Genomic DNA, 13,152 nt, shown 5'->3' with positions numbered 1-13,152 from the left:
CAGGAGCAGTCCCATGGAATCGACCCACGCCTACGACACCGACGTCCTCGTGGTCGGCAGTGGCCCCGCAGGCGGATCCGCAGCCCTGCTCCTGGCCACGTACGGAATTCGCACGCTGCTCGTCACCAAGTACGGCTGGCTGGCCAACACCCCCCGCGCGCACATCACCAACCAGCGCACCATGGAGGTGCTGCGCGACCTCAGTGTGGACGCCGAGGCCGCCGCGGCCGGCAGCCCCGCCGATCTGATGGGCGACACCGTCCTGTGCACCGCCCTGACCGGCGAGGAGATCGGCCGGATCCGCAGCTGGGGCACCGGCCCGCACACGGCCACCGAGTACGGTGCCGCCAGCCCCACGCAGATGATCGACCTTCCGCAGACCTATCTCGAACCGATCCTGGTGAACAACGCCGCCGCACGCGGAGCCAAGATCCGCTTCGACACCGAGTTCCTCAGCCTGGAGCAGGACGCCGACGGCGTCACCGCCCGGCTCCGGGACCGGGTTCGCGGGGACGAGTTCACCGTGCGGGCCCGCTATCTGATCGGTGCGGACGGCGGCCGTAGCAAGGTCGCGGAGCAGATCGGTCTGCCGATCGCCGGACAGAGCGGCAAGGCCGGCAGCATGAACATCACCTTCAAGGCCGACCTGTCCCGGTACGTGGCCCACCGCCCGAGCGTTCTGTACTGGGTGCTGCGTCCGGGTGCCCACATGGGCGGCATCGGCATGGGTCTGGTGCGCATGGTGCGGCCGTGGAACGAGTGGCTGCTGGTGTGGGGATACGACATCGACCAGCCGCCGCCCGAGATGGACGAGGCGACCGCCCGGGAGATCGTCCACGACCTCGTCGGCGCCCGGGACATTCCCGTCGAGATCACGTCGAGCTCGCTGTGGACGGTCAACCACAGCTACGCCACGACGTACTCGGCCGGGCGGGTCTTCTGTGCCGGAGACGCGGTGCACCGGCACCCGCCGTCCAACGGTCTCGGTTCCAACACCTCGATCCAGGACTCGTACAACCTGGCCTGGAAGCTCGCCCTGGTCATCCGGGGTCAGGCCGGGCCGGGGCTCCTGGACACCTACACCGCGGAGCGGGCACCGGTCGGCAGGCAGATCGTCGATCGCGCCAACCTGAGCCGCGACCAGTTCGGCCCGATCTTCCAGGCGCTGGGCCTCGACGGGTACAGCGAGGACGACGACATCGCGAACGGCCTCGCGGCGTGCCGCAGCGAGACGGCCTACGGCGCCAAGCGGCGGCAGGTGCTGGAGGAAGCCATCCAGCTGAAGAACTACGAGTTCAACGCCCACGGTGTCGAGATGAACCAGCGCTATGTCTCCTCCGCGGTCATCCCGGACGCCGGTTCCGCCGAGGTGTGGGCAGGGGACCCGGAGCTGGTCCACCAGCCCACGACCCGTCCCGGCGCCAAGCTGCCGCACGCCTGGCTCGTCGACGGCGACGGCCATCGCGTGTCCACGCTGGACGTCGTCGGCAAGGGCACCTTCACTCTGGTGACCGGGCCGTCCGGTGGCGTGTGGGAGGCCGCCGCGGCCGCCTGCGCGTCCACCCTGGGTGTTCCTCTCATGTGCGCGCGCATCGGCGGCGAGAACCGTCGCGACGCCTACGGCGAGTGGCGCCGGACATCCGAGGTGGCCGAGGACGGCTGTCTGCTCGTCCGCCCGGACGGATACATCGCCTGGCGGTCCGCCGCGGCGCCGGAGGACGACTCCTCGGCCTCTACCGAGCTGCTCGGCGCGTTGAGGACCGTGCTCCAGCGTTGACGGCTCGGCGGGGGCCCCACACAGGACCACACGAAGCACGGCAGCCGCCCGTCCGGCGAGCTGCCTGACCCGAACGGAGTGCAGTGCACATGGACAAGGTGGTTGCCACCGCCGAGGAGGCGCTGGCCGGCGTCATGGACGGAGCGTCGCTGGCCGTCGGCGGCTTCGGCCTCAGCGGTGTCCCCGACGTGCTCATCCAGGCGCTGTACGCGACGGGCTCGAGCGGCCTGAGCGTGGTGTCGAACAACTGCGGGGTGGACGGCGGCGGCCTCGGCATCCTCCTCGCCGCGGGCCGCATCGCCCGCGTCACCGGCTCCTACGTCGGCGACAACAAGGAGTTCGCCCGCCAGTACCTCTCCGGGGAGCTGCTGCTCGAACTCACGCCGCAGGGCACGCTCGCCGAGCGGCTGCGGGCCGGCGGCTGCGGAATCCCCGCCTTCTTCACCCCCGCCGGTGTCGGCACCCAGGTCGCCGAGGGCGGCCTGCCCTGGCGCTACGCGCCCGACGGCAGCGTGGCAGTCGCCTCACCGCCCAAGGAAACACGCGAGTTCGAGGGCCGGCGCTACGTGCTCGAGCACGGCATCAGCACCGACTTCGCACTCGTACGGGCCGCCAAGGGCGACCGCCACGGCAATCTCCTCTTCCACCGCTCGGCCCGCAACTTCAACCCGCTCGCCGCCATGGCCGGCCGCGTCACGGTCGCCGAAGTGGAGCAGCTGGTCGAGCCCGGCGAGCTGGACCCGGACGAGATCCATCTCCCCGGCGTCTTCGTCCAGCGGGTGGTCGAACTGACGCCGGAGCAGGCCGCGGACAAGCAGATCGAACGGCGCACTGTCTCCGCGCCTCTTGCACGAGGGACGGTACGGCGCTGATGGCATGGACCAGGGACGAGATGGCCGCACGGGCGGCGGCCGAAATCCGGGACGGCGACTACGTGAACCTGGGCATCGGCCTGCCCACATCGGTGCCCGAGCACATCGCCAAAGGCGTCCATGTGGTGCTCCAGTCGGAGAACGGCATCCTCGGTGTCGGCCCGTACCCGGCCGACGCGGACGTGGACCCTGACCTCATCAACGCGGGCAAGGAGACGATCACGGTGCTGCCGGGCGCGAGCTTCTTCGACTCCTCGCTGTCCTTCGGCATGATCCGCGGCGGTCACATCGACGCCGCGATCCTGGGAGCCATGCAGGTCTCCGCCGCGGGGGACCTCGCCAACTGGATGATCCCCGGCAAGATGGTCAAGGGCATGGGCGGTGCGATGGATCTCGTCCACGGCGCCCGGCGGGTGATCGTCGTCATGGACCACTGCGCCAAGGACGGCAGCCCGAAGGTCGTGGAGGCCTGCACCCTCCCCCTGACCGGCAGGGCGTGCGTCGACCGGATCATCACCGGCCTCGGCGTCCTGGACGTCACCGCGGACGGTCTCGTCCTCGTCGAGACGGCTCCCGGCGTCAGCGCGGACGAGCTCGTCAGCCGTACCGCCGCCCGCGTACGCGTGCCCGACCCCGTCGGCTGACTGCGGGTCAGCCCGCCCCCGATCGCCCGCCGGCCGGGTTCCCGGACAGCACCCCGGACCGGCGGGCCGACATCACCCACCTTCCGCTGCTGCCTCTCCACCACAAGGAGTCCCGATGAACGAGCGCCTGCGGGACGTCTACGTCGTCGACGCCGTCCGTACACCGATCGGCCGCTATGGTGGGGCGCTGTCCTCAGTGCGCCCCGACGACCTCGCCGCCGGCGTGCTGCGCGGCCTGCTCGACCGCAGCCCCGCCCTGGACCCGGCCCTCATCGGCGATGTGCTCTTCGGCAACGCCAACGGCGCCGGTGAGGAGAACCGCGATGTCGCCCGCATGGCCGTTCTGCTGGCCGGCCTGCCCGTCACGGTCCCCGGCGCCACCGTCAACCGGCTGTGCGGCTCGGGCATGGAGGCCGTCATCCAGGCCGCCCGCGCGGTGGCGGTCGGCGACGCCTCCATCGCCGTCGCGGGCGGGGTGGAGTCCATGAGCCGCGCCCCGTGGGTCCTGCCCAAGCCGGACAGGGCCTTCCCGGTCGGCAACCAGCAGCTGTACTCCACCACCCTGGGCTGGCGGATGGTCAACCCGCGCATGCCCGAGGAGTGGACCGTTCCGCTCGGCGAGAGCGCCGAGCTGATCGCCGACAAGTACGGAATCACCCGCGTGGCCCAGGACGCCTTCGCGCTCGCCAGTCACGAGAAGGCCTCGCGAGCATGGAAGGACGGTGCCTACGACGCCGAGGTGGTCCCCGTCGACGGTGTCGACCTGCCCCGCGACGAGGGAATCCGGGACGACACGTCCCTCGAGGCGCTGGGCCGCCTCAAGCCCGTCTTCCGCGCGGGCGGCACGGTCACGGCGGGCAACGCCTCGCCCCTCAACGACGGTGCGGCGGCCCTGCTGCTGGCCGACGAGGCAGGGCTGGCCCGGATCGGCCGTGAGCCGCTGGCCAGGATCCGGGCCTGCGCCGTGACCGGCATCGAGCCGCAGTACTTCGGTCTCGGCCCGGTGGACGCCATCCGCGCGGCGCTGACGAAGGCCGGGCGCGATGTCGGCGACCTGCGCACCGTCGAGCTCAACGAGGCTTACGCCGCACAGGCGTTGGGCTGCCTCGCGGCCCTGCCCGACCTCGACTCCGGCCTCCTCAACCCGAAGGGCGGCGCGATCGCCCTCGGGCATCCCCTCGGTGCCTCGGGCGCCCGCATCACCGGAGCGGTGGCCCACCAACTCGCCACAGCGGGGGCGGGCACAGGCCTGGCCGCGCTGTGCATCGGTGTCGGGCAGGGCCTGGCCCTGGTCCTGGAGCGCTGAGTCACGTACTGCGGTCCGGTGACCCACGGCGCTGAGGAACCTGGACGCCAACGGCCGTTACGAGCTGGCCCCCTTCTCCTTCCCCGTGCGGCCGGACGGGTGAGCGGCGTCTCGCGTCCTCGTGCCGATCTCCTTCCCGACGAGCCCCCGCGAACTGCCGCAGCCACTCCGTGAGTCCTTGCGGGGACCCCGCATGAGTAGCGGGGCGGGCACCCGCTGCGACACGGGCGTGACGAGCGCCGGGTGCGGCACCGGCGTAGAAAGGGAACGGGAGGCCGGTACGACTCAGGGAGTGACCAGCCATGCAGACCGTTGTGGACCTCACCCGCTGCCAGGGTTATGCGCAGTGCGTTTTCCTCGCGCCGGAGGTGTTCGAGCTGCACGGTGAAGAGGGGCTGCTGTACGCCCCGGCCGTCCCGGACGACCAGGTCGAGCGTGTGCGCCAGGCCGCGGCGGCGTGCCCGGTCCAGGCCATCCTCGTCGGTGAGGAGGTGAGCGCCGGTGTCCGGTGATCTGCGGGACGGCCGCATCGTCATCGTCGGCGCGTCGCTGGCCGGGTTGCGGGCTGCCGAGACGCTCCGTGACAAGGGCTTCACCGGTTCACTGACCGTGGTGGGGGATGAGCCGTATCCGCCCTACGACCGGCCGCCGCTGTCCAAGCAGGTGCTGCTCGGTAAGGCGCCGGCGGACACCACGGAGCTGCCGACGCGCCGGGCCCCGGACGCCGACTGGCGGCTGGGCGTCCGCGCCACCGGCCTGGAGCCGCTCGGGAAACGGGTGCTGCTGGCCGACGGCGACTCTCTGCCGTACGACCGGCTGCTGATCACCACCGGGACCCGGGCGCGGCCCTGGGCCAACCCGGAGGAAGCCGCCCTGGACGGGGTGTTCACCCTGCGCACCCGCGACGATGCCGGAGGGCTGGCCGATCGGCTGGACGCCGGGCCGGAGAGGGTGCTGGTGATCGGTGCGGGGTTCACCGGTTCGGAGGTCGCCTCGGCCTGCCGGGAGCGGGGCATCGAGGTCACGGTCGCCGAACGCGGCCCCGCACCCCTGGTGGGCGCGCTCGGCGGGACGCTGGGGAAGCTGGCGGCCGCCATGCAGCGCAACCACGGCGTGGACCTGCGCTGCGGGGTGACCGTCACCGCCCTGCACGGCGACGGGAACGGCCGGTTCACCGGTGCGGACCTGTCCGACGGCAGCCGTGTCGACGCGGATGTGTGCGTCGTGGCGTTGGGGGCGGTCCGCAACGTCGAGTGGCTGGAGGATTCCGGGCTGGCGGCGGGCCCGCGCGGGATCGCCTGCGACGCCGGGTGCCGGGCCTTCACCATGTACGGGATCGTCACCGACGACGTCTTCGTGGCGGGTGACGTCTCCCGGTTCCCGCACCCGCTGTTCGGGTACCAGATGCTCGCGCTGGAGCACTGGGGCAACGCGGTCGAGCAGGCCGAGGTGGCGGCCCACAACATGGTCAGTCCGGGGCCGCTGCGGCGCCCGCACCTGGCGGTTCCGGTCTTCTGGTCCAGCCAGTTCGGGCTCAACATCAAGTCGGTGGGCGTGCCCACCTACTCCGACCATGTGGTCATCGCCCAAGGCTCGCTGGAGGCGCGCCGTCTGGCGATGGTCTACGGCTACCAGGGGCGGGTCACCGCCGCGGTCACCGTCGACATGGCCAAGTCGCTCGACTACTACCAGCATCTGATCGAGACGGCTGCTCCGTTCCCGCCCCCGCCCGGCGCGGCGGACCGTGCGATCGCGGCCGACGTCCCGGTCGCCTCCGACGTCCCGGACCCGAAGGGACTGTCCCACGGCCCCACCGTGGCGCTCACCGGGTACCTGCCCGACCGCCGACTGACCGTGGTGCAGCCCACCCGCTGACCCACGTCTCGCCCGACCACGAGGAGCCACCATGGACTCCGACACCTTGCTGGCACGGATCACCGACTACGCGAACCGCCCCAACCCCTACCCGCTGTACGCGGAACTCCGCGACGCCGGTCCCGTGGTGCGGCAGGCGGACGGCAGCTATCTGATCGGCACCTACCACGAGATCGCCGCTCTGCTCCACGACCCTCGGATCAGCGCCGATCCGCGCTCCAGCACCGCCCCGGCCGCGTCCGAGGAGACGGCGAGGCCGCCGTTCCTGCGGCTCGACGATCCCGAGCACCACAGGCAGCGCACCGCGGCCATGCGGCCGTTCGGCCCGCCGCACAGCCCGGGCCGGGTCGACGCCATGCGCGGCGAGATCGCCCAGATCACCAAGGAGTTGGCGGAGGCCTTCCCGACGGGCCGGCAGATCGACGTCGTCGACGATTTCGCCTACCCGCTGCCCGTCACCGTGATCTGCCGGCTGCTCGGCGTCCCGCGCGAGGACGAGCATCTGTTGCAGGCATGGACCGACGTACTCGTCACGTCCGCCGACCTCGGGCCCGCCGGAGACACCACCGAACGGGACCGAGCGGCCCACCAGGCCCGGCAGGAGATGGGCGGGTACCTGGTCGACCTGGCCGAACAGCGCCGAGACCGGCCCACTGGCGACATGCTCTCGGACTTCATCAACGAACCGGACCCCGCCCTCCGGTTCACCGACGAGGAGCTGGCGATCAACACCATTCTGTTGTTCATCGCCGGACACGAGACCACGGTCAATCTGATCACCAACGGCGTCCTCACCCTGCTGCGCCGGCCCGACCAGCTGGACCGGCTGCGCCGCGAACCCGGCCTGCTGCCGCGCACGGTGGAGGAACTGCTGCGCTACGAACCCCCGGTCCACATGCGCGAGAGGATCCCTCTCGTCGACATCGACGTCGCCGGCACCACGATCCCCAAGGGCGCGTCCGTCGTACTGGCGCTGGCCTCGGGCAACCGCGACCCCAAGCGGTTCCACGATCCTGACCGGTTCGACCCCACCCGACCCGACAACCAGCACTTCGGCTTCGGCAGCGGCATCCACCTGTGCTTCGGCGCACCACTCGCCCGCATCGAAGCCGAAGCCGCGCTCGGCGCGCTGATCCCGCACCTGAGCACGGCACGCCTGGTCCAGGACCCTCCCCCCTACCGGCAGAACGCCATGCTCCGCGGCCCCCGCCACCTGCCCGTGCACCTGTGACCGGGTCGCGTGGCGGCATACGGCAGCAACACGTGGCGGCATACGGCAGCAGACAACGGAACGGTGTCGGTCTGCGCCGTGTCCCGCTGGTCGGATCCCGGCACTCGGGCTGACTCCCGATCAGCCCAATCAGCCCGATCAGCCCGAACGGCCGGACCGGAGGCGATGAGGCCATGAGGCCATGAGGCGATGACCGTCGGTCGCATCGCCCGGAGCAGCGCGAAGCCCACGGGAGAGCTGACGTCGACAGGCCTGTGACGAGCGTCACACTCCGAGATGCGAACTTCGACACTCGCCATGCATCTAGTCGGCGTCGGTCACTGGACGGCTTCGGAACAGCACCCCTCCGCAGCCGCCCACTTCATTTCACCAAGGAACACTCAATGGGTTATCTGCGCGGATTCATCCCCTGGATCATCTCCGGCGTCGTCTCGTCCTTCGACTGGCGCTGGGGCGCGGTGGCGGGTCTCGCCTCGGGGCTGCTGTTCCTGTTGCAGGACCGCCGTCGCGGGATCGGCCTCGATGCTCTGATCCTGGAAATCAGCACCGTCGCGTACTTCGTCGTGGTCGGCGCCGTGGCCGTCGCCCGTCCGGACTCGGCCCTGGCGGACCACACCGACGTCGTCTCGTTCGGCTGGCTGGCCGCCACCGCCTGGGGAACTCTGGCGATCCGTCGCCCCTTCACGCTAGGCATCGCCCGGCGCCAGACACCCCGCGAGTACTGGGAGATGCCGGAATTCATCCGGGTCAACAACCACATCACCACCGCCTGGGGCGCCGGCTTCACCTTCATCGGCGTCAGCCTGGCCGTCTGTGGCGCGGTGGACGCCCCGGCCTGGGTGGCCATCGCCGCCCATGTCGCCGGCCTCGTCGGCCCCGCCGTCTTCACGAAGGTCCATCCCGCCCGCGCCCAGGCGCGACTGGCGGCCCAGGCCCCGGTGACGGGCTCGCCTCGACAGGCCGGGTCCTCCGCACCACTCCCGCAACCGCGTATGAGCCGCAACTCCCATGAAGGAGCTGGTCGATCGTGAACGCCATCCCGGAAGCAAGGAACGTCGTTCTCGTCCACGGCGGATTCGTCGACGGATCGGGCAGCCGAGTTCCCCACGCACAACGAAGTCCTCACCGGGCGCCCGAACTACTACCTGTACACCGTCTCCGGTGACGGCATCGCCAAACACGACCTCACGTACCACACCAGGCATGCCTATGAGACGCCCGGCAGCCGCTACGCCGGCGAGGCGGTCTTCGTACCGGCGGCGGACGGCACCGGCGAGGACGAGGGCTGGCTCCTGTCGCTCGTCTCGAACGACGACGGTGCGGCGGGGGAACTGCTCGTCCTCGACGCCGCGGAGCTCTCCGTCCAGGCAGTGGTGGAACTGCCTCACCCCGTCCCGGCCGGCTTCCACGGGAGCTGGCTGCCGGAGCCCGTGCACCGGCCCTGAGATGCTTCAGCCCGCAGAGGCCGGTTCTCCACGATCGAAAGGCGATCCTCGCCGTGGTGGACGCCGATGATCCGCCCTGGCGTATCTTCCTCGGCACGGGCCCACTTGACCTGCTGCGCATGGTCCACCCCGCGCGTATCGTCGAGTGGAAGCGGTGGGAGGGACTCCATCTCCCCAGCAGCGCACGGTTCGTGACTCGTCGGCACGGAGGCGTTCAGTTCATGGTGCCCCTCAATCCACCCACGGATGAGGAACTTGTCCGCAGGGCCCAGGCCGGCGAGACCGGAGCCCTTGGACTACTGCTGGCTCGCCATCAGGCGCCGATGCGCGCGGTGGCGCTGAGCCTGCTCGGTTACGGCCCCGACGCCGAAGACGCGGTGCAGGACGCCGCGTTGACCGCGCTGCGACGCATCGGCGACGTGCGGGACCCGGCCGCCGTGGGGGCGTGGCTACGGGCGGTCGTGCGCAACGCCTCCCGTATGCGCCTGCGCGCCACTCGTGAGACGCCCGGACTGGACGACCTCGACCACCTGCACCTTCGCGACCACGAGCCGTCGCACCCGGAGCGGGTCATCGAGCAGCACGCGATGCGTGACTGGATCTGGTACGCGGTGGAGAAACTGCCGCCGCAGCTTCGGCTGGTGCTGATGCTGCGCCATTTCAGCGGCATCACCTCCTACCAGGAGATCGCCGCGGCTTGCGAGATACCGGTCGGCACGGTGCGAAGTCGGCTCAACCAGGCCAGAGGGAAAATGGCCCGGGTGCTGCTGTCGACCACCGCTCAGACGCATGACGACGCTTCCGCTCTCACCGAGGAGAGCAGACACGAGGCCCTGGCGACTCTGCAGGCATCCGAGCGCGGCCGCCTGCCCCGGGAGATCTCCGAGATGTGGCCGGCGGAAACCGAACTGGTCGGCACGCTCAGCCGGCAAGGAGAACGCACCCACCCCGTCCCGGTCAGGCGACAGACCCTGGAAGTCGGGGTCCGCCAGAGCCTGCGACATGTGGTGGCCAGCCGTGAGATCACCATCTGGGAAATGGACGTCACCAACCCCGTGGGCACCCCCAATCCCTGCCCGCCGACCCTCGCCTGGCTCATGTTCCGCAAGAACGGGAGAGTTCAAAGACTGCGGCTGGTCTTTCCCGAGCCGCAGTGACGAGAGTTGCTCCACCGGGTGCGGTGCGGCTCGAACATCCGCCGAGAGGCGCTGTGGTGGGCGGCCACGGGGTGGAGACACCCTCCCAGTGGGTCCTCCCGCAGTGGGTCCTCCCCCAGTGAGTCCTCCCCCAGCGGCGGAATTGTGCCCCGACCCCGGGCCCACTACCTGGCGCCGACCGTCTTCTCATCCTTGACTGCCGCGTCGAACAGCGCCGCGGCCGCGGCGCGCGCGGTCGTCGCCGCCGACGGGTCTCGGTCCATCCGCGCCGAAACCCCCGCGCCGCCCGCGCCCTCCTGGGCCTTGGCATCGGCGGATTCTGGGCCATCGCGGTAGGTGTCGGCACCCGCCTGGTTCCTGAGCGGTTCGGGCCACGGGCCACCTCCCTCATCTTCGGCGGCATCTCCATCGGCACCGTCGTGGGCGTACCCGCCGGCCCACTCCTGGGCCACCAATTCGGCTGGCGCGCGGCCTTCTTCATCGTGGCCGCCCTCGGCCTGATACCGGTGATCCTCCAGGCGGTCTTCCTGCCCCGTCTCTCGGTCGCCAAGGCAGTCACACTGCGCTCGCTGGGCGCCCTGCTCCGCAACAGTCGTGCGCGCGTCGCTCTCGCCATGACCCTTTTGACCATCACAGCGCAGTTCTCCGCCTACACCTTCGTGGCTCCCTTCCTGCAGCAGCGGACGGGAGCCGGCCCCACCCTGATCAGCACCCTGCTGCTCGTCTTCGCCGCAGCCGGCATCCTGGGCAACTTCGCCACCGCGGCAGCACTCACCAAGGCTCTGCGACCCACGGTGCTGGGCGTGCTGGCGGCACTCGCCCTGTCACAGCTGCTCATGCCCGTCCTCGGACCGTGGACGCCCGGGGCGTTCATCGTCCTCGCGATCTGGGGACTGACGTACGGCGGAGTCCCGGTCGCGCTGCAAACCTGGCTCTTCCACTCCGATCCCGAAGCGGCGAACGAGAACGGGTCGGGCATGTTCGTGGCCACCTTCCAAAGCTCCATCGCCGTCGGATCGCTGCTCGGCGCGGTGATGGTCGATGCCTCCGGCACCCGTACCGCGATGTACGCCGGAGCAGCGCTGGCCACAGCGGCGCTCGCCCTGACCGCCTTCGTGGCCCAGAGAACCGGTGCCCAGACCCCGGCGGACGCGGAGGGCTCTTGAGAGCGGGCCGCCCGTGATCTCCAGCCGCTCCCGGCAGGCCCGCCTTGATGACATCGAAATGCTGGTCCAGAGCCCGCAGTTGTTCGCGCCGCATCGCCCTGCCCCCATCCCCGACACCGCTCATTCGCCTCAGATCGACCGCGCACTGTGGACACCTGAGCGCTGACATGGAGGTCACACTCACACCCCGCTCCCGAACTATGGTGTCTCACCACATGTGCGCCTGACCTGCGTGTTCCTACCGTGTGCCGACACGTACCCGTCCCCACCGAACACCGGAAGTGGTGCACATGGCCTCCGCAGGAACCGCTCCCCCACCACCCGCGAACCTCCGGCGCATCGTCGCCGCCAGCCTTATCGGCACCACCATCGAGTGGTACGACTTCTTCCTGTACGGCTCGGCCGCGGCGCTCGTGTTCAACAAGCTGTTCTTCCCGGACTCCGACCCGCTCGTCGGCACGTTGTTGTCGTTCCTGACGTACGCGGTGGGCTTCGCGGCCCGGCCTCTCGGTGCGCTCGTCTTCGGGCACTACGGCGACCGGCTCGGGCGCAAGAAGCTGCTGGTGCTGAGCCTTCTGCTGATGGGTGGGGCGACGTTCGCGATCGGCCTGCTGCCCACGCACGCGACCGTCGGCGCGGCCGCCCCGGTGCTGCTGACCTCGCTGCGTCTGGTGCAGGGCTTCGCCCTGGGCGGCGAGTGGGGCGGGGCCGTGCTGCTGGTGTCCGAGCACGGGGACGCCGAGCGGCGCGGGTTCTGGGCCTCGTGGCCGCAGACCGGAGCGCCCGCCGGCCAGCTCCTGGCCACCGGGGTGCTCTCGCTGCTGACCGCCACGCTGTCGGACGACGCCTTCGTCTCCTGGGGCTGGCGCATCCCCTTCCTGCTCTCCGGCGTCCTGGTGATCGTCGGTTTGTGGATACGTCTTTCTGTCGATGAATCACCCGTTTTCAAGGAGGCGTTGGCGCAGGCCGAGGCGCGCAAGGCGGTGCGGTCCGATGAGCCGGAGAAGCTGCCGCTCGTCTCCGTGCTGCGCCACCACTGGCGTGACGTGCTGGTCGCGATGGGCGCCCGCATGGCCGAGAACATCAGTTACTACGTGATCACCGCCTTCATCCTCGTGTACGCCACCACCTCGGCCGGTGTCTCCAAGCAGACCGCGCTCAACGCGGTGCTCATCGCGTCCGCCGTGCACTTCGCCGTCATTCCGGCCTGGGGCGCGCTCTCGGACCGCATCGGCCGCCGGCCCGTCTATCTGCTGGGCGCCGCCGGGGTCGGCCTGTGGATGTTCCCGTTCTTCTCCCTCATTGACACCGGCCGCTTCGGGAACCTGGTCCTCGCCGTCACCGTCGGCCTGGTCCTGCACGGTGCGATGTACGCGCCCCAGGCCGCCTTCTTCTCCGAGATGTTCGCGACCCGGATGCGGTACTCCGGTGCATCCATCGGCGCCCAGTTCGCCTCCGTCGCCGCGGGCGCGCCCGCCCCGCTCATCGCGACCGCGCTGCTGTCCGACTACGGCAGCTCCACACCGATCGCCCTGTACGTGATCGGGGCCGCCGTCCTGACCCTGATCGCGGTGGGAGCCGCGAAGGAGACCAGGCACCGCGACCTGGCCGAGGTGGAGGAGCCGACCGGCGAACGGCCCGCGGCGGCCCCGGCGGCGGATGCCCGTACCGCCTGACCC

General features: G+C 70.6%; 11 protein-coding genes and 1 pseudogene. All 12 read left to right on the top strand.

Annotation, left to right across the window (positions count from 1 at the left end; genetic code table 11):
• The first annotated feature begins 13 nt into the window (after window positions 1-13).
• The 12 genes and pseudogenes from ACFVXA_RS00395 to ACFVXA_RS00340 all read left to right on the top strand — a co-directional run bounded on the left by ACFVXA_RS00395 (window position 14) and on the right by ACFVXA_RS00340 (window position 13,149).
• Window positions 14-1,777, top strand: coding sequence for an FAD-dependent monooxygenase (locus ACFVXA_RS00395; RefSeq protein ID WP_362015790.1), 1,764 nt, complete (start codon window positions 14-16; stop codon window positions 1,775-1,777).
• Window positions 1,778-1,866: 89 nt separating this feature from the next.
• Window positions 1,867-2,649 (top strand): CoA transferase subunit A, encoded by a 783-nt coding sequence (locus ACFVXA_RS00390; protein WP_362015787.1) that lies wholly within the window; start codon window positions 1,867-1,869, stop codon window positions 2,647-2,649.
• On the top strand, window positions 2,649-3,293 hold the full coding sequence (locus ACFVXA_RS00385; RefSeq protein WP_362015784.1) for a CoA transferase subunit B: 645 nt from the start codon (window positions 2,649-2,651) through the stop codon (window positions 3,291-3,293). Before ACFVXA_RS00390 ends, ACFVXA_RS00385 begins: the two co-directional genes overlap by 1 nt.
• A 115-nt stretch (window positions 3,294-3,408) precedes the next feature.
• Complete coding sequence (locus tag ACFVXA_RS00380; RefSeq protein ID WP_383735415.1) at window positions 3,409-4,599, top strand: thiolase family protein; 1,191 nt, start codon at window positions 3,409-3,411, stop codon at window positions 4,597-4,599.
• 302 nt (window positions 4,600-4,901) lie between these two features.
• A complete protein-coding gene (locus ACFVXA_RS00375) occupies window positions 4,902-5,111 on the top strand; it encodes a ferredoxin (RefSeq protein WP_383735417.1) in 210 nt (69 codons plus the stop codon).
• On the top strand, window positions 5,101-6,474 hold the full coding sequence (locus ACFVXA_RS00370; RefSeq protein ID WP_390023220.1) for an NAD(P)/FAD-dependent oxidoreductase: 1,374 nt from the start codon (window positions 5,101-5,103) through the stop codon (window positions 6,472-6,474). The genes ACFVXA_RS00375 and ACFVXA_RS00370 overlap by 11 nt, the downstream gene beginning before the upstream one ends.
• A gap of 31 nt (window positions 6,475-6,505) precedes the next feature.
• The gene (locus ACFVXA_RS00365; RefSeq protein WP_383905814.1) at window positions 6,506-7,705 is read left to right on the top strand and encodes a cytochrome P450; all 1,200 of its coding nucleotides are present in this window, start codon (window positions 6,506-6,508) and stop codon (window positions 7,703-7,705) included.
• A 383-nt stretch (window positions 7,706-8,088) separates the two neighbouring features.
• Window positions 8,089-8,736: a hypothetical protein gene (locus tag ACFVXA_RS00360; protein WP_383735423.1), complete on the top strand. Its 648-nt coding sequence runs from the start codon at window positions 8,089-8,091 to the stop codon at window positions 8,734-8,736.
• A 54-nt stretch (window positions 8,737-8,790) separates the two neighbouring features.
• Window positions 8,791-9,150: pseudogene (locus ACFVXA_RS00355) on the top strand (carotenoid oxygenase family protein); the annotation flags it as partial.
• A gap of 56 nt (window positions 9,151-9,206) precedes the next feature.
• Window positions 9,207-10,307 (top strand): sigma-70 family RNA polymerase sigma factor, encoded by a 1,101-nt coding sequence (locus tag ACFVXA_RS00350; protein WP_390023218.1) that lies wholly within the window; start codon window positions 9,207-9,209, stop codon window positions 10,305-10,307.
• Between the two features lie 296 nt (window positions 10,308-10,603).
• Window positions 10,604-11,473: an MFS transporter gene (locus ACFVXA_RS00345; RefSeq protein ID WP_390023520.1), complete on the top strand. Its 870-nt coding sequence runs from the start codon at window positions 10,604-10,606 to the stop codon at window positions 11,471-11,473.
• 290 nt (window positions 11,474-11,763) lie between these two features.
• Window positions 11,764-13,149: an MFS transporter gene (locus tag ACFVXA_RS00340; RefSeq protein ID WP_362015756.1), complete on the top strand. Its 1,386-nt coding sequence runs from the start codon at window positions 11,764-11,766 to the stop codon at window positions 13,147-13,149.
• Window positions 13,150-13,152: the final 3 nt, after the last annotated feature.

The organism is Streptomyces sp. NPDC058246, from assembly GCF_042881985.1.
Classification (GTDB): domain Bacteria; phylum Actinomycetota; class Actinomycetes; order Streptomycetales; family Streptomycetaceae; genus Streptomyces.
The sequence above is the reverse complement of the archived record's forward strand: the minus strand, read 5'-3'. Positions and strand labels throughout refer to the sequence as shown.